The 24,736-nt window shown below is 68.2% G+C and carries 24 protein-coding genes; 12 read left to right on the top strand and 12 right to left on the bottom strand.

Annotated features, from left to right (window positions below):
- Nucleotides 1-17 precede the first annotated feature (17 nt).
- Both gltB and Q8Q88_RS14960 read right to left on the bottom strand, forming a co-directional pair.
- Nucleotides 18-4,649, bottom strand: a complete 4,632-nt coding sequence (gene gltB / locus Q8Q88_RS14965) for a glutamate synthase large subunit (protein WP_305675988.1) — start codon at nt 4,647-4,649, stop codon at nt 18-20.
- A gap of 140 nt (nt 4,650-4,789) precedes the next feature.
- Nucleotides 4,790-5,935 carry an L-lactate dehydrogenase gene (locus Q8Q88_RS14960; protein WP_305675987.1) on the bottom strand — a complete coding sequence of 382 codons (1,146 nt, stop codon included), beginning with the start codon at nt 5,933-5,935 and terminating at the stop codon, nt 4,790-4,792.
- An 86-nt stretch (nt 5,936-6,021) separates the two neighbouring features.
- Here Q8Q88_RS14960 and nth point away from each other — a divergent pair, with 86 nt between their 5' ends.
- The gene (gene nth, locus Q8Q88_RS14955; RefSeq protein ID WP_305675986.1) at nt 6,022-6,777 is read left to right on the top strand and encodes an endonuclease III; all 756 of its coding nucleotides are present in this window, start codon (nt 6,022-6,024) and stop codon (nt 6,775-6,777) included.
- Nucleotides 6,778-6,843: 66 nt separating this feature from the next.
- Nucleotides 6,844-7,176 (top strand): hypothetical protein, encoded by a 333-nt coding sequence (locus Q8Q88_RS14950; RefSeq protein ID WP_305675985.1) that lies wholly within the window; start codon nt 6,844-6,846, stop codon nt 7,174-7,176.
- Here Q8Q88_RS14950 and Q8Q88_RS14945 read toward each other — a convergent pair.
- The 6 genes from Q8Q88_RS14945 to Q8Q88_RS14920 all read right to left on the bottom strand — a co-directional run bounded on the left by Q8Q88_RS14945 (nt 7,173) and on the right by Q8Q88_RS14920 (nt 12,414).
- On the bottom strand, nt 7,173-7,847 hold the full coding sequence (locus tag Q8Q88_RS14945; protein WP_305675984.1) for a cytochrome b/b6 domain-containing protein: 675 nt from the start codon (nt 7,845-7,847) through the stop codon (nt 7,173-7,175). The two genes, Q8Q88_RS14950 and Q8Q88_RS14945, sit on opposite strands and share 4 nt — an antisense overlap.
- A complete protein-coding gene (locus tag Q8Q88_RS14940; RefSeq protein WP_305675983.1) occupies nt 7,844-8,308 on the bottom strand; it encodes a cytochrome c in 465 nt (154 codons plus the stop codon). Before Q8Q88_RS14940 ends, Q8Q88_RS14945 begins: the two co-directional genes overlap by 4 nt.
- Before the next feature lie 71 nt (nt 8,309-8,379).
- Complete coding sequence (locus Q8Q88_RS14935; protein ID WP_305675982.1) at nt 8,380-10,389, bottom strand: AsmA family protein; 2,010 nt, start codon at nt 10,387-10,389, stop codon at nt 8,380-8,382.
- A 54-nt stretch (nt 10,390-10,443) separates the two neighbouring features.
- On the bottom strand, nt 10,444-11,007 hold the full coding sequence (locus Q8Q88_RS14930) for a sugar transferase (protein WP_305675981.1): 564 nt from the start codon (nt 11,005-11,007) through the stop codon (nt 10,444-10,446).
- Nucleotides 11,008-11,072: 65 nt separating this feature from the next.
- On the bottom strand, nt 11,073-11,522 hold the full coding sequence (locus Q8Q88_RS14925; RefSeq protein WP_305675980.1) for a hypothetical protein: 450 nt from the start codon (nt 11,520-11,522) through the stop codon (nt 11,073-11,075).
- Nucleotides 11,523-11,598: 76 nt separating this feature from the next.
- The gene (locus Q8Q88_RS14920) at nt 11,599-12,414 is read right to left on the bottom strand and encodes a 23S rRNA (adenine(2030)-N(6))-methyltransferase RlmJ (protein ID WP_305675979.1); all 816 of its coding nucleotides are present in this window, start codon (nt 12,412-12,414) and stop codon (nt 11,599-11,601) included.
- 189 nt (nt 12,415-12,603) lie between these two features.
- Between Q8Q88_RS14920 and Q8Q88_RS14915 the strand changes: the two genes are divergently transcribed.
- The 5 genes from Q8Q88_RS14915 to Q8Q88_RS14895 all read left to right on the top strand — a co-directional run bounded on the left by Q8Q88_RS14915 (nt 12,604) and on the right by Q8Q88_RS14895 (nt 16,872).
- Entirely contained in the window at nt 12,604-13,818 is a 1,215-nt protein-coding gene (locus Q8Q88_RS14915; protein ID WP_305675978.1) for an LLM class flavin-dependent oxidoreductase, read from the top strand.
- 257 nt (nt 13,819-14,075) lie between these two features.
- Complete coding sequence (locus Q8Q88_RS14910; RefSeq protein ID WP_305675977.1) at nt 14,076-15,389, top strand: S8 family serine peptidase; 1,314 nt, start codon at nt 14,076-14,078, stop codon at nt 15,387-15,389.
- Between the two features lie 58 nt (nt 15,390-15,447).
- Nucleotides 15,448-15,687 (top strand): hypothetical protein, encoded by a 240-nt coding sequence (locus Q8Q88_RS14905; RefSeq protein WP_305675976.1) that lies wholly within the window; start codon nt 15,448-15,450, stop codon nt 15,685-15,687.
- A gap of 59 nt (nt 15,688-15,746) precedes the next feature.
- Nucleotides 15,747-16,562 (top strand): arylamine N-acetyltransferase, encoded by an 816-nt coding sequence (locus tag Q8Q88_RS14900; RefSeq protein WP_305675975.1) that lies wholly within the window; start codon nt 15,747-15,749, stop codon nt 16,560-16,562.
- A gap of 100 nt (nt 16,563-16,662) precedes the next feature.
- Nucleotides 16,663-16,872, top strand: coding sequence for a hypothetical protein (locus Q8Q88_RS14895; protein WP_305675974.1), 210 nt, complete (start codon nt 16,663-16,665; stop codon nt 16,870-16,872).
- Here Q8Q88_RS14895 and Q8Q88_RS14890 read toward each other — a convergent pair.
- The gene (locus Q8Q88_RS14890) at nt 16,869-17,849 is read right to left on the bottom strand and encodes an aldo/keto reductase (RefSeq protein ID WP_305675973.1); all 981 of its coding nucleotides are present in this window, start codon (nt 17,847-17,849) and stop codon (nt 16,869-16,871) included. The genes Q8Q88_RS14895 and Q8Q88_RS14890 overlap by 4 nt on opposite strands.
- Nucleotides 17,850-17,917: 68 nt before the next feature.
- Nucleotides 17,918-18,199, bottom strand: a complete 282-nt coding sequence (locus tag Q8Q88_RS14885; protein ID WP_305675972.1) for a hypothetical protein — start codon at nt 18,197-18,199, stop codon at nt 17,918-17,920.
- Between the two features lie 313 nt (nt 18,200-18,512).
- On the opposite strand from Q8Q88_RS14885, the gene Q8Q88_RS14880 reads away from it, so the two are divergent.
- From Q8Q88_RS14880 to Q8Q88_RS14870, 3 genes are all read left to right on the top strand, one after another.
- Nucleotides 18,513-18,794 (top strand): hypothetical protein, encoded by a 282-nt coding sequence (locus tag Q8Q88_RS14880; RefSeq protein ID WP_305675971.1) that lies wholly within the window; start codon nt 18,513-18,515, stop codon nt 18,792-18,794.
- Nucleotides 18,795-19,380: 586 nt separating this feature from the next.
- Nucleotides 19,381-20,085, top strand: coding sequence for an esterase family protein (locus tag Q8Q88_RS14875; RefSeq protein ID WP_305675970.1), 705 nt, complete (start codon nt 19,381-19,383; stop codon nt 20,083-20,085).
- Entirely contained in the window at nt 20,082-20,546 is a 465-nt protein-coding gene (locus tag Q8Q88_RS14870) for a hypothetical protein (protein ID WP_305675969.1), read from the top strand. Before Q8Q88_RS14875 ends, Q8Q88_RS14870 begins: the two co-directional genes overlap by 4 nt.
- Here Q8Q88_RS14870 and Q8Q88_RS14865 read toward each other — a convergent pair.
- Nucleotides 20,543-21,358: an acyl-CoA thioesterase II gene (locus Q8Q88_RS14865; protein ID WP_305675968.1), complete on the bottom strand. Its 816-nt coding sequence runs from the start codon at nt 21,356-21,358 to the stop codon at nt 20,543-20,545. The genes Q8Q88_RS14870 and Q8Q88_RS14865 overlap by 4 nt on opposite strands.
- Nucleotides 21,359-21,360: 2 nt before the next feature.
- Nucleotides 21,361-21,831 (bottom strand): hypothetical protein, encoded by a 471-nt coding sequence (locus Q8Q88_RS14860; protein ID WP_305675967.1) that lies wholly within the window; start codon nt 21,829-21,831, stop codon nt 21,361-21,363.
- Nucleotides 21,832-21,983: 152 nt separating this feature from the next.
- Here Q8Q88_RS14860 and Q8Q88_RS14855 point away from each other — a divergent pair, with 152 nt between their 5' ends.
- Together Q8Q88_RS14855 and Q8Q88_RS14850 are read left to right on the top strand one after the other, a co-directional pair.
- Nucleotides 21,984-23,387 (top strand): aldehyde dehydrogenase family protein, encoded by a 1,404-nt coding sequence (locus Q8Q88_RS14855; protein WP_305675966.1) that lies wholly within the window; start codon nt 21,984-21,986, stop codon nt 23,385-23,387.
- 19 nt (nt 23,388-23,406) lie between these two features.
- On the top strand, nt 23,407-24,180 hold the full coding sequence (locus Q8Q88_RS14850; protein WP_305675965.1) for an alpha/beta fold hydrolase: 774 nt from the start codon (nt 23,407-23,409) through the stop codon (nt 24,178-24,180).
- Nucleotides 24,181-24,736 lie beyond the last annotated feature (556 nt).

Genomic DNA, 24,736 nt, shown 5'->3' with positions numbered 1-24,736 from the left:
CTCCCCGACTTTGAAAGCTATTCGGCCGCGACGGCCGCGGCCGCCTGGCGTTCGGCGGCCATGTCGACCAGGGCGCGCCGATAGTCCTTGGGCATGACCTTGACGAAGGCCCCCAGCGAGCTCTCCCAGGATTCCAGGATCTCACGGGCGCGCCGCGACCCCGTATAGAGGTGGTGGCGCTCGATCAGGATGCGCAGGCGCTCAGCGTCGAAGGACAGCATGTCGCCCATGCCGCTGTTCTCGACCGACACGGCTTTCTGGCTGGGCGCGTTGTCGTGGCCCGGGCCGGTCACGCTCACGCGGTCCAGGTCGACCATGGCCTTGTTGCACAGGGCGTCGAACCGGCCCTTCGGGTCGTAGACATAGGCCACGCCGCCCGACATCCCGGCGGCGAAGTTCCGTCCCGTGTCGCCCAGCACCACCACCACGCCACCAGTCATGTATTCGCAGCCGTGGTCGCCCAGGCCTTCCACCACCGTCACCGCGCCGGAGTTGCGCACGGCGAAGCGTTCACCGGCCACGCCCTCGAAATAGGCCTCCCCGGCGATGGCGCCATAAAGGACCGTATTGCCGACAATGATGTTCTCGGTCGGGTCACGGTTGGCCTCGGGCGGCTGGCGCACGACCACACGGCCGCCGGACAGGCCCTTGCCCACATAGTCATTGCCGTCGCCGGTCAGCTCCAGGCTGATCCCACGCGCGGCGAAGGCGCCGAAGCTCTGGCCGGCCTGGCCGCGGAACTTCAAGCTGATGGTGTCGTCCGGGAGGCCGGCATGGCCGTAGCGGCGCGCAACCTCGCCCGACAGCATGGCGCCGACGGTGCGGTTGATGTTCTTGATCGGGTATTCGCGCAGGACAGGCTTGCCCTCCTCCAGCGCCGCCTGGGCGTCGGCGATCAGGGTGTTGTCCAGCGCCTTCTCCAGGCCGTGGTCCTGGCGGTCCATGTTCCAGAGGCCGGTCGGGCTCTCGGACGGGATAGCGTAGAGGAGCTTGGAGAGATCGACGCCGCCGGCCTTCCAGTGGTCCACCGCGTGGCGCATCTCCAGCCGGTCGACCCGGCCGATCATCTCGTTGACCGTGGCGAAACCCAGCTCCGCCATGATCTCGCGCAGCTCTTCGGCGACGAAGAAGAAGTAGTTGATCACGTGCTCTGGCTGGCCGGTGAAGCGAGCGCGCAGCACGGGGTCCTGGGTGGCCACGCCCACCGGGCAGGTGTTGAGGTGGCACTTCCTCATCATGATGCAGCCGGCCGCGATCAGCGGCGCGGTGGCGAAGCCGAACTCATCGGCCCCCAGCAGGGCGGCCACCGCCACGTCGCGCCCAGTGCGCAGGCCGCCGTCGGCCTGGACCGCCACGCGGGTGCGGAGTCCGTTGAGCAGCAGGGTCTGCTGGGTCTCGGCCAGGCCGATTTCCCAGGGCGAGCCCGCATGGGTCAGGGAGGTCAACGGCGAGGCGCCGGTGCCGCCCTCGTAGCCCGAGATGGTGATGTGGTCGGCGCGGGCCTTGGCCACGCCAGCCGCGACCGTCCCCACGCCGACTTCCGAGACCAGCTTCACCGAGATGCGGGCCTTGGAGTTCACGTTCTTCAGGTCGTGGATGAGCTGGGCCAGGTCCTCGATCGAATAGATGTCGTGGTGCGGCGGCGGGCTGATCAGGCCCACGCCCGGCGTCGAGTGCCGGACCCGGGCGATATTCTTGTCCACCTTGTGGCCGGGCAGCTGACCGCCCTCCCCGGGCTTGGCGCCCTGGGCCATCTTGATCTGGATGTCGTCGGCGTTGACCAGGTATTCGGCGGTGACGCCGAACCGGCCAGAGGCCACCTGCTTGATCGCCGAGCGCATGGAGTCGCCGTTCGGCAGCGGAACGAAGCGATCCGCCTCCTCCCCGCCCTCGCCGGTGTTCGACCGGCCGCCGATGCGGTTCATGGCCATGGCCAGGGTGGTGTGGGCCTCGCGACTGATCGAGCCGAAGCTCATCGCTCCGGTGGCGAAACGCTTGACGATCTCGGCCGCGGGTTCGACCTCGTCGAGAACGATCGGGGTCTCGGCGGTCTTGAAGCGCATCAGGCCGCGGATGGTCAGCAGGCGCTCAGACTGTTCATTAATCCCCGCCGCGAAGACCTTGTATTCATCCGGCAAATTGCCGCGCACCGCGTGTTGAAGTTTGCTGACCGTCTCGGGTGTCCAGGCGTGCTCCTCGCCGCGCAGGCGGAAGGCGTACGTCCCACCGACGTCCAGCATCGAGGCGTAGATCGGGTTGTCGCCAAAGGCGTCGCGGTGACGGCGCACCGTTTCCTCGGCGATCTCGCGCAGGCCGACACCCTCGATGGTGGTGGCGGTGCCGGTGAAGTACTGCTCGATAAGCTCGCTCGACAGGCCGACGCCGTCGAAGATCTGCGCGCCGCAATAGGACTGGTAGGTGGAGATGCCCATCTTGGACATCACCTTCAGGACGCCCTTGCCGACGGCCTTGATGTAGTTCTTGCGCACGTCGTAGGCGGACAAGGTCGAACCGGTGGAGACGCGGATCTGCTCCAGGGTCTCGAAGGCCAGGTAGGGGTTCACGGCTTCCGCGCCATATCCCGCCAGCACGCAGAAATGGTGCACCTCGCGAGCTTCGCCGGTCTCGATCACCAGGCCGGTCTGCATGCGCAGGCCCTGGCGGATCAGGTGGTGGTGCACGGCCGCGGTGGCCAGCGCCGCCGGGATCGGGATGCGGTCGGACGAGACCTCCCGGTCCGACAGGATCAGGATGTTCTTGTCGGCCAGGACATTGTCGGTGGCCTCGCGGCAGACGCGGTCCAGGGCGCGTTCGAGCCCCGCCACGCCCTCCTCGGCCGCCCAGGTGGCGTCGATGGTGGCGGTGCGGAACGAGCCGTCCACCAGCTCGCTGATCGAGCGGATCTTCGACAGGTCCTCATTGGTGAGGATCGGTTGCGAGACTTCCAGCCGCTTGTGGGTGCCGGCGTGGCGACCGAGCAGGTTCGGCCGCGGCCCGATCATCGAGACCAGGCTCATGACCAGCTCCTCGCGGATCGGGTCGATGGGCGGATTGGTGACCTGGGCGAAGTTCTGCTTGAAATACTCGTAGAGCAGCTTCGGGCGCTTTGAGAGCACGGCGATGGGGGTGTCGGCGCCCATGGAACCGATCGGGTCCTCCCCCGTCCGGGCCATCGGCTCGAGGAAGAACTGGACGTCCTCCTGGGTGTAGCCGAACGCCTGCTGGCGATCGAGGAGCTGGGCGCCGTCGTTGGCGTGGGCCTCGTTGAAGGCGATCTCGGGCAGCTCTTCCAGCTTGAACTGGGTCTGGGAGAGCCATTCGGCGTAGGGCTCGGCCTGGGAGAGGGTCGCCTTGATCTCCTCGTCCTCGATGATCCGACCTTCCTCCATGTCGATCAGCAGCATCTTGCCGGGTTGCAACCGCCACTTGCGGACGATCCGCTCCTCCGGAACGGTCAGGACCCCGATCTCCGAGGCCATGATCACATGGTCCTGGTCGGTGACCACGAAGCGGGCCGGACGCAGGCCATTGCGGTCCAGGGTCGCGCCGATCTGGCGGCCGTCGGTGAAGGCCACGGCGGCCGGGCCGTCCCACGGCTCCATCAGGGCGGCGTGGTACTCGTAGAACGCCTTGCGCTCGGCGTTCATCAGCGGATTGCCGGCCCAGGCCTCCGGGATCAGCATCATCACCGCGTGCGCCAGCGGGTAGCCGCCGGCCAGCAGCAGCTCGAGCGCATTGTCCAGACAGGCGGTGTCCGACTGGCCGTGCGGGATCAGCGGCCACATCTTGTTGAGGTCGGGCCCCAGCAGGTCGCTCTCGAGCGTGCGCCGGCGGGCGTTCATCCAGTTCACGTTGCCGCGCACCGTGTTGATCTCGCCGTTGTGGGCGATGAACCGGTAGGGGTGGGCGAGCTTCCAGGACGGGAAGGTGTTGGTCGAGAACCGCTGGTGGACCAGGGCCAGGGCCGATTCCGTGATCGGGTTGGCGAGATCCTCGTAGAAGGTTCCCACCTGGCCGGCCAGCAGCAAGCCCTTATAGACCACCGTCCGGGTCGAGAAGGACGGCAGGTAGAGCTGGGTCAGGCCCGGCAGGTTCATCCGCGTGGCCATCTCGGCCAGGGGGTTCTGGAGCTGCTTGCGCACGGTCAGCAGCTTCCGCTCGAAGGCGTCCTGGTCCTTGGTGTTGGGGCCGCGGCCGACGATGGCCTGGCGGATCACCGGCATCTGGGCCAGCACCGCCGCGCCCAGGCCCTCGGTGTTGATGGGCACGTCGCGCCAGGCGATGAAGGTCTGGCCTTCCTCCTTCAGGAAGTGCTCGGACTGGTGGACGGCCACCTCGCGGGCGGCGGCGTCCTGCGGCAGGAAGCACATGGCCACGGCGTAGTCGCCGGGCGGGGGCAGATCGACGCCCTCCTTGCCGGCCCAGTCGCGCAGCAGGCCGTCCGGAATCTGGATCAGAATCCCGGCGCCATCGCCCACCAGCGGATCGGCGCCCACGGCGCCGCGATGGTCCAGATTGACCAGGATCTCCAGGCCGCAGGCCACGACCTCATGCGATTTGCGGCCCTTGATATTGGCCACAAACCCCACGCCGCACGCATCGTGTTCGTTGCGCGGGTCGTACAGACCTTGACGTTCCGGAGCTCCCATCGGCGTCCCTCACTCGTAAGCTCGCAGGCGTGCACGGACGCGGCCAAACCCGACCGTTCCGCACGCCAATTCGGCGCGCATCTACACGGCAAGATCAACCCTTGTCGATGGGTCAGAACCTGCGGAATTGAAAAGATTTTCTAAGGTGCGACGTCTAGTAGCGATTTATCGGCGCTTCGCGCGGCGTTGCATCCGGTGAGGATCATGGCCGTAGCGAGCTCGCTGCGCAGGGTCCCCAGCATCTTCTCGACCATCGGCTGGCCCCCGGCGCCCAGGGCGTAGGCCCAGGCCCGGCCGACGAAACAGGCCCGGGCGCCCAAGGCCAGCGCCTTCAGCACGTCCAGCCCGGAGCGCACCCCGCCATCCATGAAGATCTCCAAATCGCCGCCGACCGCGTCCACCACCGCCGGCAGCGCCGAGATCGAGGACCGCACTCCGTCCAGCTGCCGCCCGCCGTGGTTGGAGACCACCAGGCCCTGCGCGCCCGCCTTGACCGCCTCGCGGGCGTCTTCCGGATCCAGCACCCCCTTGATGACGATGGGCCCGTCCCAGGTCTTCCGCACCCAGTCGATGTCGGACCAAGTGACGGTGCGGTCGAAGTTCCTGGCGATCCAGCTGAGGAAATCGGTGACCCGCCGGCCTTCGGTGACGGCGCTCTGCACGCAGCCCAGGGTGTGCGGCCGGCCATGCAGCCAGACGTCCCACAGCCACTCCGGATGGGTCGCCCCCTGCCAGGCGGTGTTCAGCGCCCCCGACAGGCCGTTCGCCCCGGTGAACCCCGAGCGGATGTCGCGATAGCGCGAACCCGGCAGCGGCAGGTCGACCGTGAAGACCAGGACCTTGCAGCCGGCCGCCTTGGCGCGCGCCAGCAGCTCGGCCATGTAGCCGCGGTCCTTCAGCATGTAGAGCTGGAACCAGGGCGCCGCGCCGGAGGCCGCCACCTCCTCGACGGAACAGACCCCCACCGTCGAGAGGCAGAACGGCACGCCCGCCGAAGCCGCGGCCCTGGCCGCCTGAACCTCGCCGCGGCGGGCGTACATGCCCGCCATCCCCACCGGCGACAGGCCCACCGGAAAGCTCATGGTCTGGCCGAACACTTCGACGCTCATGTCCAGCTGGCTCATGTCGCGCATGACCCGCTGGCGGAGCGCAATGGCCTCGAGGTCGGCCACGTTGCGACCCAAGGTCACCTCGGCGTAGCTGCCGCCATCGATATATTCGAAGAACATCTTCGGCAGCCTGCGCCGCGCCAGTTCGCGATAGTCGGACACCGACGCCGGCTTCATCTTGGCTCTTCCCGTTTCCGACCGGCCTCCTTGGTAGGGTCAAGCCGGGCCGTTGACAAATGTTCCGTGTTTGTTCTTATCGGCTCATGCAAATCCGACTCGCCCTCCCCTCCGACCTGCCGGCCGTCCGCGACCGGCTCCGCGCGGTCTTCGGGCCGCAGAGGGCCGAGCATCGGATGGATCCGGTCTCTCAGCTCATCAAGGCGGTGATCAGCGCGCGCACCTATGACGAGGTGGCCTGGGCCGCCTTCATCCGCCTGCGCGCGGCCTTCCCGAACTGGGCGACCTTGACCCTGGCCGATCCGACCCAGATCGAGCCGGTGATCGATCCAGTGACTTTCGCCGAGGACAAGGCGCGGCGGCTTCCGATCCTGATCCGGGTGATCATCCTCAAGCGCGGCGAACTCAACCTCGACTTCCTGAAGGACGAGCCGCTGGACGAGGCCATGGAGTGGTTGACCCGACTGCCGGGAGTCGGCGTCAAGGCTGCGGCGGCGACGCTGAACTTCAGCACCTTGGCGCGGCCGGTCCTGACCGTCGACACGCATGTCCACCGGGTCAGCGCCCGGCTCGGCCTCACCCCGCGCGGCGGCGACCGGACCCTGGCCTTTGACGGCCTGATGGAACAGGCCCCCGCCGAATGGGACGCCGACCGGTTCTTCGAGCTGCACTGGTTGCTCAAAGCCCACGGCCAGTCGATCTGCAGCCACTTCGACCCGGCCTGTGACCTGTGCGCTCTGCGCGACGCCTGTCCGCGCATCGGGGTCGGCCGCGACCAGGGGGGCGATGTGGTCGCGTTCCACGATCCTCGGACGCTCCCCGGCGAAGGAGCCGGAATCTGACGCCTACGGCGTTGGAGTGCGCCGCTGACCGCGCTAGTTTGCGGCCACGGATTCTAGGAGCGATCGATGACCGACCGGATTGAACGGCCCTGGGCCCTGATGCGTCACCATGCGGGCTGGGCGGACGTCTTCCACATCGAGAGCGAAACCGCGGACTCCATCACCGGCTTCTATCCCGACCGCGAGACCGTGGGTCCGCCGGTCAACTACAGCGTCCGCGCCGTCCTCGCCCGCTTCCCGACCATGGAAGCCGCCCGCGCCGCCCGCGAGGGCGCTGTGCTGGAATGGCGCAAGCACGACGAAGGGGTCCGCGAGGCCGAGACCAAGCTGCGCGAAGCCGAGAAGGCGCGCGAGGAAGCCTGGCTGGGCTGCCTGCGCGACGCGGCCAACGGGGGCTAGAGCCGCAGCCCCTTGGCCGCCGCCCACGCGACGCCCACCGCCAGGATCAGTCCCACCAGCAGGCTCCATAGTCTTCCCCGCCGCAGCGGCTCGGCGGCGAAGGCGCTCTTGCCGGTGATCATGGCCCCGATCAGGTTCTGGCGCTTCCAGGCCCAATAATAGGCCACGGCCAGCAGGTGCAGGACGACCAGCCCTTGCAGGACGCGGAACAGCAGCTCGTGCCACTCGGCGCAGAGCCGGCTGGTGTCGAAGTCCACCATGTACGACAGGGGCCCGGACTCGACGCCGTCGATGTCGCCGGCGAACAGACCCAGCACGGTCAGAGCCAGCATCACGGCGATCATCGCCACAACGCTCCAGGCGCCCACGGGATTGTGCCCGGCGGCATGGCTGGGGCTGCGTTCGCCCACGGTCTTCAGATAGGCCAGGGTCGCACTGGGGCCGGTGAGGAAGCTCGCGAACCGCGCGGTCGAGCCGCCGGCCACGCCCCACCAAAGCCGGAAGACCAGCAGGCCCAGCACCCCATAGCCTGACCACCTGTGGAGCAGCATGTTCTCCTCAGCCGAGAACCAGGCGACCAGGATCAGCACCACCAGCGCCCAGTGGAAGATCCGGGTGGGCAGATCCCATAGCGCCACCCCGGGCACGCGAGGGGTTGTCGGCTGGCTCATTTTTCCTCGGCGCGGAACGGCTTGTGGCAGCCGCCGCAGGCGCCGCCGGTGGCCTTGAACTGCACCTTGACGGCCTCGATATCGCCCTTGCCGGCCGCGACGCGCAGTTTCTGGCTCTCGACCTGCAACGCCTTGGTGGCGTCGGCGAACTTGGCGGGCTCGGCCCAGATGTCGGCCTTGGCGCGCATCTTGATCCCGGTCTCGGGACCGGAGTCCTTGGGGAACCACTTGGGGATGGCCAGGGAGAAGCCGTGGACTTTCTTGGCCTCCGCGGCAATCAGCTTGGTGTCCGGCGCGTCCTTCTTGAGCTCGTCATTGATCGCCTTGAACGACTTGCCCATTTCCTTGTAGCCGGCCTGGCGCAGGGCGACGGCCTTTTCCACCGAGGTCGCAGCGACGGCGGCGCCGGCGGTCAGGGCCAGCACGAGGGCGATACCGGCTACACTGGTTTTTTCGGGCATGGACGACGTCTCCGTTGGGATGTGGGCTACAGCGGAGTTTGAGACGAGCCCGCTCGAGGCGTCAATCGAACCTAGCGCCGGGTGACCTTGACGGGAACACCTTCACGGGCGGCGTCCGCGATGAGGGCGCCGCACGCCGCGTCCTTGGCCAGGCCCAGGTCGACGAACGGCAGGACCACGGCCAGTGGCGCGGCGACGGTCGCCAACAGGGCGGCGAACCCGCCCTGGGCGATGGCGCGACCGCTCTCCACCCCGATCTTGGGTTCGGTGAGCGGTCCCTTGATGGTGATGGGGGCGGTCAGGCGCACCAGGCGCGCCTCCTTCGGGTGGCCCTGGATGCGGAAGTTCATCCGTTCGCTCCCCAGGTCGACGCTGCCCTTGCCGGTCCCCAGCACCGGCCCGGTGTCGAAGACGATGCGGTTGGCGGTCATCACCCCGTCCTTGACCTGGAAGTGGGCCACGGCGCAGCGCACCGGGACCTTGCCCTTGTCCTTGGCGAGCAGCAGGCCCAGGCCCTTGGTCACATTGATCCCCAGCAGTTCGGCGAAGGCCTCGCGGATCTCCCCGCCCGGGACCACGGCCAGCACCTCGCCATTGGCGTTGGCGGCGGCCCGGTGAACCGAGGCGCCCGCCCCCGTCAGCTTGATCCGGCCGACGAAGGAGCCGGTGAGCGGCGTGCCACCGGTCTTCATCGGGAAGAGCTGCTCCAGCCGGGCGTTGGTCAGTCTCAGATCGACGCTGGTGACGGGCGTGTCCTTCCGCGCGTCAAGCCGCACAACGCCGCCGATCCGGCCCTTGGATAGGTCGAAGCTCACCGGGTCGGCAGTGAGCACGCCGGCGTCCAGCCGCACATGGGCCGAGGCCGAACGCAGCGGCGCCATGGCGTCGCGCACGCTGGCGGCGTTGTATTTCACGTCGGCGTCCATGGCCCGGACCCGGTCGACCTTCAGGGTGGCGTCCGGCAGCAACCGCTTCTGGGCCTGCATCTGGCGGGCGACCGCGGCCTGCTCGGGCGAAACGGTTTCGCCTCTGCCGACCGCCGGCGCGCCGCCGAAAACCGCGGCCAGATCGTCGAAGTCCAGCTGCTTCGAGCGCAGGTCGGCCCTCAGGAACGGCCGCTCGCGCGCCGTCTCGACCGTGAGTTCCCCCGCCAGGTCGGTGTCGCCCACCCGGCCGCCGATGCGGACGATCTTCCAGACATTCACATGCCGGGTCATCCGCCCGGTCAGCCGGTACGGCGGGGTGTTGGGCAGGGTCACGCCGGTCAGGTCGTAGAGGTCGGCCAGGTCGGGGCCCCTTGCCGTCACGTTCATGGCGAACCGGCCAAGGTCGAAGGGCTCCAGGATCGCGCCCTTGGCCAGCACCCGCGTAGCGCCGGCGCGGATGTCGGCGTCGAAGGGATAGGGCTTGTCCGGGTCGATGTTCAGCAGCGGGCCGCCGGTGACCTCTAGCAGGAAGGGGGCTGCGTTGATCGAGCCCTTCCCCACCATCAGGAACCCGCGATTGGCCGCGCCCTGGGTCTCCGAGGCATTGAGCGTGGCGTCGAGGACGATCTTGCGCTTGGCGTCGGTGAACTTCAGCCGGCCGTCGTCGATCACGAACCGGCGGATCGGCGGTAGCCGCAGCGGCTCATCGGTCTTGCGCCCGTTCGAGAAGTCCCAGGTCGTCCGCCCCTGCAGGTCGCGCAACAGCAGCAGGTTGGGCCTGGCCGCCTCCAACTTTAGGAGCACCACCCGCCCCCGCAGCAGCGGCAGGGCCTCGATCTGCACATGCAGGCGCTCGATCCGGGCCGTCTGGCCGGGGCCGGCCCATTTTGGGTTGCCGATGCGAATCTTGCCCACCGTGGCGCTGGGCTTCAGCGACAACAGCATGACCTGGAGGTCACCCTCGATGGCCACCTCGCGGCCGGTGCGCATGGAGGCGTAGCGGGCGATCGGGCCGCGCAGGTGGTTCCAGTCGAACAGGATTAGGAAGAGGGCCAGGGCGATCGCCACGACGCCCGCGAATCCGCCCGTCCAGGCCAGCGCCTTGTGGCGTCGGGACATCTTGCGCAGGGGTTGCGGTGGCGGGTCGTCGGTCAAGCTGGCGCTCCGGAGACTCCCCAAAACGCGCGAACCGCCGGTTAGGTTACCGCCTCAATGGCGCACGCCGTGGCCGGAAACCGCGGCCAGACCGGTCAGGGCGATGATCTTGAGATCCAGCAGGAAGCTGCGCCGCGCCAGGTAGTCGGCGTCCAGCCGCGCCTTGTCGGCGATGGGCAGGGTGTCGCGGCCGTTGATCTGCGCCCAGCCGGTGAGGCCGGGCCGCAGGACCTCCACCCCGGCCGCAGTTCGCAGGGCCACCAGGTCGTCCTGATTGAACAGGGCCGGCCTGGGCCCCACCAGGCTCATATCGCCGGTCAGGACGCTCCAGAGCTGGGGCAGCTCGTCCAGGCTGGAGCGCCGCAGGAAGCCGCCCAGCGGCGTAACCCAATCGGTGGCGTCGGCCAGGAGATGGGTCGCCACGTCAGGCGCGCCGATCCGCATGGTGCGGAACTTCGGCATGGCGAACAGGTCGTTGCCCCGCCCGACCCGCCGCGACCAGTGCAGGGCCGGGCCTGGGCTCTCCAGGCGCACGGCGATCGCCACGGCGGCGAGCACCGGCGAAAGCAGGACCAACCCCGCCAGGGCCGTCACGATGTCGAACGCCCGCTTGACCACTGCTCCTCCCACCGTCCCTCGGGTGCGGGGAGAGCCTTAGCGCGGCAGGCGCCCGCCCGCCAAGCTTAGGCGGGGTCGTCGAGGGCGGAACGGGTGGCGCGAGGCGCCTTCGGCTTGGGCGCCGCCAGCTCGGGTTCGGGCGCGGGTGCGGCCTCGACCAACGGTTCAGGGTCGGCCAGGAGTTCTGCGACCGCGACGAAGGCTGGCTCAGGTTCGGGCTCGGCCGCCACGACCGGTTGCGGGATCTCGACCTCGGGCTCAGCGACCAGAGCGGCCTCGAGGACCGGTTCCTGGGGCGCCTCGAGCGCGGCTACGGCGGGCGCCGTCGCAAACAGGGCCTCGAGGTTCGTCGCCTCCCGCCAGCGGCTGAGCCACCAATAGGCGACGCCGGCCGAGGCCGCGCCAGCATAGAGGAACCAGAACGGCGAGGCCGCACCCAGTGGCACATAGATCGCGCTCTTGGGATCGAACTTAAGCTCCGAGGGGGACTCGGGAAGGGTTTGCGACGGGATCAATGGACGCCTCCAAACGGCTAAGGTTTGTGCGATGCAGCAAATCCTAGTCGATCTCTTCGCAAGCGCAAAATGAACCTTAGGTGGCGGTCCAGATTCGCGCCGTCCCGCCCTGCCCCAGGGCGCCCACTGTCCAGTCGCAGATCGATTGCAGGGTCTGGGCCATGCCGTCAGGCGCATTGGCCACGACCAGGGCGCAGCCGTTCATCTTCATGGGATCGCTCAGGGGCCGCATCCGCGCCTCGGCGATCAGCAGCGGTCCGACCCCAGCGTCCTCGGCGTCGCGCACGAAGCTGTCGAAGGTCTCCAGATCCTTGAGCGGCAGCCAGACCAGGGTCACGGCCCGGGGGTTCCGGGCCGTGACGGCGCCAAGGGTCTCTACGCACCGGTGGTAGTCGTCGGCCTTCTCGAACGGCGGATCGATCAGCACCAGGGCCTCGCCGTCGCGCGGCAGTCTGGCCACCACTTCGGCATAGCCGTCGGCGCAGACCGCCCGCGCCGCCGGCCAGGGGGTCAGGGCCTGGGTCAGGGCCGCATGCTCCTCGGGCCGCAGTTCGCAGGCGAGGTGGCTGTCGCCCTTGCGCAGGGCGCCGGCGATCAGCAGAGGCGAGCCCGGATAGAGCCGCGCCGGCCCGCCGCCGTTCAGCTGGCCGACCGCGTCGCGCAGGGGCTGGAGCGCCGCCGGCAGATCCTTGGCCTTCATCAGCTGGCCGATCCCCGCCCGGGCCTCGCCGGAGCGCTGCGCCTCGTCGCCGGACAGGTCGTAGAGCCCGCGGCCGGCATGGGTGTCGATCACGGTCAACGGCCGAGGCATCCGGGAGAGCAGATCCAGCAGGGCAGCATGCTTGACCAGGTCGGCGAAGTTCCCGGCATGGAAGGCGTGGCGGTAGTTCATCGGCGTCGGAACCCTGCGGCGCCGCTCATGTTGAGCGCCTGCGAGGGGCGTTCCTGCCACGGCTCGTGGAATTTCCAAAGGCGCGAGATGCCCCGCTACACCGCGGACCGGCCGCCTAAAGCATTCCCCTAGGCGTCCCTCGCGTAATCGGCGTTAAGGTCGGCCAAAACACATCCAGGGAGGGCTCACATGCTCGGAGACAAGCTGCGTTTCGGCGCCTTCATCGCGCCGTTCCATCCCATTGAGGAGAACCCGACGCTGGCCATCCAGCGCGACCTCGAACTCGTCCAGTGGATGGACCAGCTCGGCTATGACGAGGCCTGGATCGGCGAGCACCACTCCGCCGCCTATGAGCTTATCGCCTCGCCCGAGGTGTTCATCGCCGCCGCGGCGGAGCGCACCAAGCACATCCGCCTGGGCACTGGGGTCTCGTCCCTGCCCTATCACCACCCCCTGATGCTGGCCGACCGTATCAACCAGCTCGACCACATGACCCGTGGCCGGGTGATGTTCGGCGTCGGTCCCGGCGCCCTGGTCTCCGACGCCTTCATGATGGGCATTCCGCCCTCCAAGCAGCGCGATCGCATGGACGAGGCCCTGGACGTCCTTGTTCCCCTGCTGCGCGGCGAAACGGTCACCCACAAATCCGACTGGTTCGAACTCGCCAACGCCTGCCTGCAGATGACCCCCTATTCGCGGCCCAGCGTCGAGATCGCGGTGGCCAGCCAGGTCTCCCCGACCGGCGCGCGGGCGGCGGGCAAGCATGGTGCGGGCCTGCTGTCCCTGGGCGCGACCTCGACGGGCGGCTTCAACGCCCTGGCCTCCAACTGGGCGGTGGCCGAGGAGCAGGCCAGGGACCACGGTCAGACCATGGACCGCCGCGCCTGGCGGCTGGTCGGCCCCATGCACATCGCCGAGACCCGCGAGCAGGCCATGGCCGACGTCCGCTTCGGCCTGGAGAAGTGGATCTACTACTTCCGCGAGATCGCCAACCTGCCGATCGTGCCGGCGGACGCCGAGAACCCCGTCGAGGCCCTGATAGAGTCCGGAATGGCGGTGATCGGCACGCCCGACGACGCGGCGGCCAAGATCCAGCAGCTCCTGGACGAAAGCAAAGGCTTCGGCGCCTTCCTGTTCATGGCCCACAACTGGGCCGACTGGACAGCGACGAAGAAGTCCTACGAGCTGTTCGCGCGCTATGTGGCGCCCCGCTTCCAGGATCTGAACCTCAACCGCCAGGCCTCCATGGACTGGGTGAAGTCCAACAAGGCCGAGTTCACCGGCCAGATGCAGGCCGCCGTCGGCGCGCGGATCGTCCAGCACATGATGGAGAAGGGCTCCGAGAACATCCGGCCCGAGATCGTCGAGATGATCACCGGCGGAGCGAAACCCCCCGCCGAATGAGGGGGCGGCGCCCATCATCACGCAGGCGTGAACGCCATGCGTGTCTGGCTTAATCTTGCAACTGACCCGCGATTCGCGTAGTCTGTAAAGCGTCAGAAGCCGCTATTGCGACTTCAAGTTCACGAAAATCGATTGTCGTTCACCTGGACCCTGTGCGTACGGGGGCGGCGCCGCTGTGTGTGGGATATGGCATAGACGAAGGCTAGGCCTGAGCAGCGACATCAAGGTCCGTTCACCCATCTTGGAAGGGAAGCAACGTGGCTAAGAATCCTACCAACGGCGGCGATCACGCCGCGAACGGCGCTGGCGCCAACGGCGCCGGTATCGACAACATGCGCATGGCGGCCCTGCAGGACAGCGGTGGCGAAGAGCTTCAGACCGGCCGTTATGTGATCACCTACAAGGAAGGGGCGCTGGAGAGCGGAACCTCCTCCCTACAGGCCGACGGCCTGCGAATGGCGGACGCACGCGACTTCGCCGACCAGGACATCAGCATCGCCGATCTCGGGGACGCCGACGCCTTCGTCCTGCCGGAAATCGGCGTGGCGGTGGTCAGCGCCGCGGCGCTCCAGCAGTCGCGCGTCAGCGCCGTCGAGGCCCTGGCCGCGGACAGCCCGATCGAGGCGGTGGAACCGGAATATTTCGCCTTCGCCGATAATGTGGCCACCGAATATTTGCGCGGGTTCCGGCGCGCGGTCGACGTCATCGTCATGGACTTCGAGCAGTTGGAAGACATCGAGCCCGACTCCGATGTCGAGGCCGAGGTGCTGGGCGCGACCTGGGGTCTGGCCCGCTGCAAGGTTCCGCCCAGTTCCCGCAGCGGCGCGGGGATCCGGGTAGCAGTGCTCGACACCGGCATGGACCTGGGCCATCCCGACTTCACGGGCCGGCAGTTCTTCGCCCAGACCTTCGTCGGCCAACCGGTGCAGGACCTCCATAGCCACGGCACCCATTGCATCGGCACGGCGGCGGGTCCGCTCGCCCCGCCCGGCGTCACGCCGCGCTACGGCATCGCCTACAAGGCGCCGATCTATCCCGGCAAGGTCCTGACCAATTCCGGCTCCGGCACCACGGGCAGCGTGCTCGCCGGCATGAACTGGGCGATCGCCAACCAGTGCGCGGTGATCTCGATGTCGCTGGGTTCGGCCTCGCCGGTCCAGGCCGCCTACACGGCCGCGGGCCGCGCCGCGCTCCTGCGGGGCTGCCTGATCGTCGCCGCCGCCGGCAACCATGCCGGACCGACCGGATCGCCGGCCAATTCGCCGACCATCATGGCGGTGGCCTCGCTCGACCCGAACCTGGCCCCTTCGAGCTTCTCCTGCTTCGGGAAGATCGAAATCGCCGCCCCTGGCCGGGATGTCTATTCCTCCGTGCCGCGGCCGACCCGTTACGGCGTCAAGAGCGGCACCAGCATGGCCACACCGCATGTGGCGGGCTGCGCGGCCCTCTGGGCGCAGACCCACCCCAACCTGCGCGGCCAGGCGCTGTGGAACAAGCTGATCGCCACCGCCCGTCCGCTGCCCTATCCCCGTACGCGGGTGGGCGCTGGATTGGTCCAGGCGCCGGCCTGATTGAGGTCACGCCCGCAGCCCCCCGGGGCGGCGGGCGTCCTTTCGGTAGGAGGTAAGCATGGCCGACGCCAAGCGCTGGGTGGTGACCGCCGCCCCCGAGCGGTCGCTGCCCGAGATCGCCAAGACCCTGTCTGACCAAGGCTTCTCCATCGATCAGCAGCTCGACGACATCGGCGTCCTGATGGGCAGCGCCGACGAGGCCCTGGCCGAGCGCATTCGCGGATTGCCGGGCGTCGCCGACGTCTCCCCCGACGAGGACGTCGACATCGGCCCGCCGGATTCGCCCGAGACCTGGTGATCGGCTGGCTTGGCGTGGCGTTCCCCTCTAGCCTGGGCCCGTGAGCTCAGGGGATCGCCGTGGACGTCCAGGCCTATTTCGACCGCATCGGCTTCTCGGGCCGCGCCAGGCCGGACCTGGCGACCCTGACCGCTCTGCACCGCGGTCACCTGCGGGCGATCCCCTATGAGAATCTCGACGTCCAGTTCGGACGGCCGATGACGCTCGATCCGGCGGCGGCCTTCGACAAGCTGGTCACCCGGCGGCGCGGCGGCTGGTGCTACGAGATGAACGGCCTGCTGGGCGCGGTGCTGCAGGAGATCGGCTTCTCGATCACGCGGATGTCGGGCTCCGTGGCCCGTGGGGAGCGCGACGACCGTCCGCTGGGCAACCACCTGGTCCTGCGGGTCGAACTCGACCAGCCCTATATCGCCGATGTGGGCTTCGGCGACGGCATCCTCGAGCCCTTCCCGATGACCTTCCGGGCGCATGAGTGCGCCGGCTACCGGTTCCGGCTGGAGAACCTGGACGGCGAATGGCTGCGATTCCACAACCACGCCAACGGCGGGGCGCCCTATTTCGACTTTACCCAGGCGCCGGCCTCACCCGACCAACTGAACGCCACCTGCCGGTGGCTCTCGACCTCGCAGGAGTCGATCTTCGTCCAAACCGCGCTCGCCTTCCGCCATACCCCGGACGGCATCGTCAGCCTGCTGGGCCGCGCCCATCGCCGCATCCGACCGGACGGCAAGGAAACCCGACTGCTCAATTCGGCCGAGGAGTTCGTCGGCGTGCTGAAGCGCGACTTCGACCTCGACGTGCCGGAGGCCGCCGACCTCTGGCCCGCCATCCACGCCAAGCACGAAGAGTTGTTCGGCGAGGACGCCCAGGCCTGAGCCCTAATAGGTTCCTACCCGCCAAGTCATAAAAGCGTGCCTGGACATCCTGGGCGTGCGGTCCCACATCCTCAGGCGTTGGGGAAATGGAGACGCAGACATGCTCGACCTTTCGCTTCCGCCGTCCGTCACCGTCAGTCCGACCGTCGTGGGCGTCTCCGTCCTGACCGACGACGGGATCATCGTCCAGATCAGCCTGCCGCGCCCCCGCGGCCTGCACGATCTGCCCGCCGAGGAGGTCGCCGACCGCGCGATGACCCTGGCCAAGGCGGCGCTGAAGACCGCCTCGGAGACCCTGGAAGCCGCCTAGCCCTCGGTGTCGATCGAGGCCTGCATGGCGGGTGCGTAACGGGGACCGGTGACGGTCTTTTCGTTCACCAGGGCCTCGACCCTGGCGATGGTTTCCACTGACAGCGTCACCTCGGCGGCCTTGGCGTTCTCGGCCATGTGGGTCGGCGAGGTGGTGCCCGGGATCGGCACGATGATCGGATCCTTCGCCAGCAGCCAGGCCAGGCAGAGCTGGGCCGGGGTGCAGCCGGCCTCGGCGGCGAGCGCCGCGAAAGCCTTGTAGAGCTTCAGGTTGGCGGCGAAGGCCTCGCCCTGGAAGCGCGGCATGTCCTTGCGGAAGTCCCCCTCGCTGAGCACGCTCGGATCGGGGACGCCGCCCGCCAGGAAGCCGCGGCCCACCGGGCTGAACGCCACGAATGCCACGCCCAGCTCGCGGCAGGCGTCCAGCACCGCGATCTCCGGATTGCGGGTCCAGGGCGAATATTCGGTCTGCAGCGCCGTGACGGGATGGACGGCGTGCGCCCGGCGCAAGGTGTCGGCGGAAACCTCCGACAGGCCGATCGTCTTGATCTTGCCCTCGGCGACCAGTTCGGAGAGCGCGCCGACGCTCTCCTCGATCGGCACGCGCTTGTCCCAGCGGTGCAGGTAGTAGAGGTCGATGACGTCGGTCCCCAGCCGCTTCAGGCTACCTTCGCAGGTGGCCTTCAGGATCTCGGGCCGGCCGTTCAGCTCGCGCTTGTCGCCATTGGTCAGGCCGCATTTCGAAGCCAGGACGAAGTCCTTGCGGTGCGGGCCCAGGACCTCGCCCACCAGGGTCTCGTTGTGACCGATCCCATAGACCGCTGCGGTGTCGAAGAAGGTATAGCCGGCGTCCAGCGCCCCCTTCAGCACCTGATGAGCCTGTTCGCGCGGCGGCGGCGGGCCGTAGGCGTGGGACAGGCTCATGCAGCCCAGCCCGATGGCCGAGACTTCGAAGGGACCGATCTGACGTCTATCCATGCCCGCGCTCCATGCCTCTGGTGACGCTGGCGAAAAGCGTCGAGGCGGGGCGTCAGGTCAAGTACAGCTTAGGGGTTGACCGTCATCTTGATGACGATCCGGCCCGGATTGGCCAGCGCGAAGCTCTCCGGAACCTCGACCTGGGCCGCCAGCTTCACGGCCGCATCGGCCGTGGCGCCCTGGGCGTCGAGCGCCTTGCAATCCTTCAGGCCGGTTTCCGACACCTGGCAGTCCAGCAGCACGGCGGTGGCGATCGCCTCGACCATGGGGGCTGGGGCGGTGGCCGAGGCCGGCTGAGCGGCGGAAGACGCCGAGAGCGCGGCGGCGGCGGCAAGTACGGAAAGCAGCATGGGGCCTCGGCGTTTACGAAGATTAGTCAATGGTGAAGCCGGGCGGAACGCAAGTGTTTCATTCCGGCGCCTTCGGAAATCCTCGTCGCAACGGACGCGCCAACTCCAGCGCGGACGCCTGGATCGAAGGCAGGCGCCTAGCTTTTTCGCAGCGCAGCAAATATTTCATCGCACTGCGAATTTGGCCTTGAAGCTGTGCGGGAGCCTGCGGTATCCGAGTCGTGGGCGAAGCGGTCGCGACAGATTTGGCCGCCGTCCAAAGGGAAACGTCGGGAGGTGGTTGGTCTTCAACCCCCTTTCGGGACTTCAAATTATGATCCGTTCTTTCGCGCTTTCGACCCTGGCCGTTCTGGCCGTCTCCGCCCCTGCCCAAGCCGCCGCCTCGTCCGTGACGGTCGCCCTGGTCGGCAAATCGTCCGCCCAGATCGAGGCTGACATCACCAAGGCCGCCAAGAAGGTGTGCTTCTACGAGACCCGCAGCGAGACCCTGGCGCTCGACGCCTATGGCCGTTGCGTGAAGGCCACCACCAAGGTGGCGATGGAACAACTGGCCACCGCCCAGGCCCAGGCCGGCACGACCCTGGCCGCCCGCTAGGCCCGACAGAATCCAAGTAGGCAAGGGCCGGCGGCGACGCCGGCCCTTGTCGTGTCGCAAGCTTGGTCATTCTCGCGAAGCAGCCCTATGGTGATGAGAGCAACCGTAGGGTGCGTAGATGTCGCGACTAGCCGCATTGTTTGGGTTCTGGCTCGCGGTCTACGCAGCGCCTGTGTTTGCGCAGACGCCTCAGATCAACGCCGCGCCAACCTGTCTGGAAGAGCCACACGGGGTTTGCCGTACCGGTCGCGAGTTCACAGTCGACGACACTGCGGCCCGCTTAAAGGCTGCGGACCTCGCGTGGTGGATCGAGGGCGACACCCTCAACGTCGTCGCGCGTCGTCCGGGCGATTGCGCCGTGCTTTGCTGTGCGGTTCAGACACCGATGGAACGGGTCGAGGGAGACGTTGATCTCTGGGCCATGTCCGTGCGGATTCCCGATCTGCAAGGCGCACAACTCACCATCAACGTGCTTCCCTCCAGCCAGCCGATGGCGCATTGGCGCGGGCCGCGGGCGGCGAAGCCAGCTATTCGCGCAACTGTACCGGACGCTTGGATCCGCGACCTGACGGCGCCGTCTAGGGCCATGGGGGAGCCTCGAAAGCTGACCATCTACGCTCCGCCGAACCCGCCGCCGGGCCGCCGCTATCCCGTCATCTACGCGGCGGACGGCGGCAGCGTGCGCCAATGGGCCGGGATCGTCCATGCGCTGGTCGAGGCCGGGAAGCTCCCTCAGGTCATCCTGGTTGGCCTCTGGCCGGCGCCTGCCGACGCCGTTCGTGGCGCGGCTTTAGGCGTCCAGTTTCGCCATCAAGAGTATCTGATCGGCTTTGAGGGCGGTGACGCCCGGTTCACGGCGCACGAACGCTTCCTACTCGAAGAGGTCGCGCCGCTGGCCGAGCGGCAGTTCGCCGCCGCGACCGACCCACGCGAGCGGGCCGTGGCGGGCTACTCGAACGGCGGCGCCTGGGCGCTGCAAATGGGCGCGCGGCATCCAGGCGTCTTTGGAAAGGTGATTTCACTGTCACCGGCCGGCGCATCGGGCATCGGCATATTGCAGGGCGCCAAGTTCGGCGACGTCTTCCTTGGGGGCGGAACGCTCGAGCCGACCTTCGCGACCAACGCCCGCACAGCGGCGGCCCTGGTGGCGCCCCGAGCGGATCGCCTATGGTTGGAGGTTCGCACCGCCGGCCATAGCCACGACCTGTGGGAGGACCTGTTCGCCGAGGCCGTGGTCTGGATGCTGGGCGACGCCGATCTCTCAGCGACTTCGGAGGCCCCCGCCCAATGATCGACATCGCGCCTGACCTCGCCGCGACCCTGGACACGGTTCGCGCCGTCGCGGGCCAGATGGAGGACGACTGGTGGGTGTTTGGCAGCGCCGGAATGGCGATGGTGGGAGTTCGCGGGCTGTCACCGCCCGATCTCGACCTCATCGTCAGCGAGCGCGACGCCCGTCGGCTGATCATGCTCTGGAAGGGCGAGCTTGAGGAGAACCGACCGAGCGCCCTCTTCCGCTCCCGCCTGTTCGCCAAGGCCCGGGTCGCGCCACTGCCGATCGAGATCATGGCGCACCTGGAAGTCCAGACGGGCGAGGGCTGGCAGGTGGTTCAGCCCCGGACCCGCCATGCCCATCCCTGGCGCGACGGCGTCATCTATACTCCCACCGCCGCCGAGCAGGCCGAGATCTGCCGGTTGTTCGGCCGGCCCAAGGACCTAGCGCGGATCGGCGCCCTGGAGGCCCTGGCCTAGCGCCGGTCCTCGTGGACGCGGACGATCAGCGACTGGCTGGCCGTGGCCATCAGCTCGCCGTCCTGGGCGAACAGGTACATGGCCCCGTGCCCGAATCCGCCGTGGACGCCCAGGATGCGGATGTCGCACAGCGCCCAGTCGGTGGGCACGATCGCGCGCACGCGGATGGTGTTGTCCAAGCTGTTGCCGCCGGCGTTGAGCCCCAGCGCGTTGCCCACCGCGCCAGGGACGAAGTCGGCCATGATCGCCAGCATGGTGGCGTCGATGGCGATGGCCTCCCTGGGCCGGATCCACAGCAGCAGGCGGCCGTCAGCCTCGCCGTCGCCGGCGTCGGTGCCGCCATAGCGGCCCTTGGCCACCCGCACTTCGATGCGGCTGTGCAGGTCCTCCCCGCCCCCGCGCCAATGGGCGGCCGGCGGGCAGTTCTCTGGCGGGTCGCAGTCGGGCATCGTCAGCCACTGGCGCGACAGGTCGCTCGGCCGCGCGCCCAGAGCGGCGTTGACCGTGAAGATCTCCTTGTCGCCCACATGGCCGATCACCCGGGCCTGGCTGTTGTACTTGCCGGCCGCCGGAACCCAGACATCCAGGTCCACGACGCTGGGCGGCCGGGCATAGGACAGGTACTGCGCCGTGGCCCAGATCACCGGCCGCTCGCAGGTCCGCTGCAGGGCGGCGATGGACGAGCCCAGCCCCACCCCGCCGAACATGAACAGGTTCCCGGGCGGCCCGACGCAAACGCCCGGGGTCAGCGGCAGGTACCAGCGGTGCGGATTGTGCGTCGCCTGGATGTCGAAGAAGAGCGGTGCTGTCATGGTCAGCGCGACGCCGCGGCCGCTTCGGCCTCGTTCCGCAGGCGCTTCTCGGCCTCCCTCATCAAAGCGTCGGTGGAGAGGTTCTTGGCCTCCCGAGCCTTGATCTCGTCGACCAGACGCTGGTCGGAATTCTGCACGTGCAGGGCGTAGAGGAAGGCGCCGAAGCCGCCCAGGGCCGCCACGGTCAGCACCAGGGCCGCGATGGCCGCCATGCTGGTCCAGGCCTTGGTCTGCTGGCCGGGGGGCGCGGGCTTCAGATAGGCCGCCCCGATGAACACCACCCCCGCCAGGAAGGTCGCGCACCCGGCCTGGTGGATCATCGCCCGCTGGCCGACCAAGTCGGCATTGGCCACCACGCTGGGCGCCAGGCCGATCAGCCGATTGCCCTCGGTGAGCTGCGAGACCTCGATGGTCCCGGCAAACACCACCTGGGCCAGTCCCAGCAGGGCGAGAATCCATCCGGCGATGATCATCAGGGCTCTCCGCGCCGCGCGCCTGGCGGACTCAGTTCAGGGAGTTTCTAGTTATCACGCCGCACCGCGCTTTCGACTTCCGCTCGCGCAGTCTTGACCGCCGCTGCGGCAGGTGGGCGAGATTTCGCCAATCTCAAAGGGAAGGAAACGCCATGGCCCAGTTCAAGCTGCTCATCGACGGTCGTCTGGAGGACGGCGACTCCACGATGGAGGTGATCAACCCGGCCACGGAAGAGTCGGTCGCCACCTGCCCGCGCGCCTCCAAGGCCCAGCTCGACAAGGCCGTGGCCGCGGCCAAGGCCGCCTTCCCCGCCTGGCGCGACACCCCGATCGCCGAGCGCCGCGCCGCGCTGGTCGCCATGGCCGACGTCATCCAGGCCAATGCGCCGGAGTTGGCCCGCCTGCTGACCCAGGAACAGGGCAAGCCCATCGAAGCTGCCACCGGCGAGGTCTATGGCGCTGCGGCCTTCTTCCGCTACTTCTCGACCCTGGACCTGCCGATCAAGGTCCTGGACGACGGTCCGGGCCGCAAGGTCGAGGTGCGCCGCCGGGCGCTGGGCGTGGTGGGGGCCATTGTCCCCTGGAACTTCCCGATGATCCTGATGGCCTTCAAGGTCCCCGCCGCCCTGCTGGCCGGCAACACCGTGGTGCTGAAACCCGCGGCCACCACTCCGCTCTCCACCCTGCGTTTCGCCGAGCTGGTGAAGGACATGGTCCCGCCCGGCGTGCTCAATGTCATCGCCGACGCCAACGACCTGGGCGGGGCGCTGACCGCCCATCCCGACGTGAACAAGATCTCCTTCACCGGCTCCACCGAGACCGGCAAGAAGGTGATGGCCGGCGCGGCCGATGCGCTGAAGCGCATCACCCTCGAGCTCGGCGGCAACGACGCGGCCATCGTGCTGGGCGACGTCAATCCCGAGGCCACGGCCGGCAAGATCTTCAGCGCCGCTTTCCAGAACTCCGGCCAGGTCTGCATCGCCGTCAAGCGCGCCTATGTGCATGAGAGCATCTATGACGCCGTCTGCGATGAGCTGGCCAGGCTCGCCGACGCCGCCGTGGTGGGCGAAGGCCTGCAGCAGGGGGTCCAGATGGGGCCGCTGCAGAACAAGATGCAGTACGAGAAGGTGCTGGGCGTCATCGAGGACGCCCGCAAGACCGGCAAGATCATCGCCGGCGGCCTGGCCCCCGAGGGCAAGGGCTACTTCATCCGCCCGACCATCGTGCGCGACATCACCGACGGCACGCGGCTGGTGGACGAGGAACAGTTCGGCCCGGTCCTGCCAGTGATCAAGATCCGCGACGGCGAGGATGCGCTGGCCCGCGCCAACGCCTCGGTCTACGGCCTGGGCGGCTCGATCTGGTCCAACGACCTGGACGTCGCCTACGACCTGGCCGGGCGAATGGAGAGCGGCACGGTCTGGATCAACAAGCACGCCGAACTCGATCCCGGCATCCCGTTCGGCGGGGCCAAGACCTCGGGCATCGGATCGGAACTCGGCGAGGCGGGCCTGGCGGAATTCACCCAGATGCAGGTCATCAACATGGCGCGCTAGGCGCCCGAGAGGTCGGCCCATGGCCAAGCTCAATCGCGACGGGGTCGAGATTTATTACGAGGTGCATGGGGAGGGCCCGCCCCTCCTCCTGACCCACGGCTTCTCCGCCACCGCCCAGATGTGGAAGGGCCAGATCGACTCCCTGGCCCCGCATTTCCAGCTCATCACCTGGGACATGCGCGGCCACGGCCAGTCGGACTATCCGGTCGACCCGGCGGCCTATTCGGAGGAAGCCACGGTCGCCGACATGGCCGCGATCCTCGACGCTGTCGGCGCCAAGGACGCGATCATCGGCGGCCTCTCGCTCGGCGGCTATATGAGCCTGGCCTTCCATCTCGCCCATCCGGAGCGCACGCGGGCCCTGCTGATCATCGACACCGGGCCGGGCTACAAGAAGGACGAGGCCCGCGAGGGCTGGAACGCTAACGCCCTGAAGCGCGCCGACCGCTACGACACCGACGGCCTCGGCCTCCTGGAAAAAGGCAGCGCGGAAACCCGAACCGCCCGCCACCGCGACGCCACGGGCCTGGCTCACGCCGCGCGCGGCATGCTCACCCAGCGCGACGCCCGGGTGATCGAGAGCCTGCCCCACATCGCCGTGCCGGCCCTGGTGGTCGTGGGCGCCGACGACACCCCCTTCCTGGCCGCCAGCGACTATATGGCCGGCAAGATCCCGAACGCCCGCAAAGTAGTGATCGAAGGCGCCGGACATGCGGCCAACATCGACCAGCCGGCGGCGTTCAATGCGGCGCTGCTGAATTTCCTGGAAAAATCTGGGTTGATGGAGGCTTGAGAGCCTTCGGCGCCGGTCGGACGTGGTCTCCTCATCCGACCTGGAATGCGCCAAGACGAGCGCAGGCCGAACTAGGACGCGAAGCGCGCCCGCCGGGTTGTTCCCTTTTTGTTCTTACTTTTAAGAACAACCTGAGCTATAGTTTGGCTGCGCTGGAGGCGTGTGCTTGGGCCCGCCCATACCCATCGCTTGAACAGAAAAGCCGGAGAGGTGATTGGCATGGCTGGCATTCAGCTGGCGCGCGTTGGCGTGGGCGAAACAATTGAAGAATTTATGGAGCGGCGACGCCGGGAGGCGGCGCGGCTCCAGGCGGCCGAAGCTGCTGGTCGAGACACCTGGGCGGCTTCAACGGGAGCCGGTCAGAGCTTGGCCGCGCCTAGGACTGCCGACATCGTGACCTTGGCAGTCTCTACGGCCTGGATCTGACGCCGGGCGTCGAGGCGCCAGCCGTATATTTCTTCGATCACTCTGACGATTACGAGCAGCCGCATTGGGCGGCTGGATCGTCGCTAGGCGTCTTCTTGCTGCTCTTGGCGGACCATGACCGGGCTCACGC

Source organism: Phenylobacterium sp., assembly GCF_030697925.1.
Taxonomy (GTDB): domain Bacteria; phylum Pseudomonadota; class Alphaproteobacteria; order Caulobacterales; family Caulobacteraceae; genus Phenylobacterium.
Note: the sequence above shows the minus strand (reverse complement) of the source record. Positions and strands in the feature narration are given on the sequence as shown.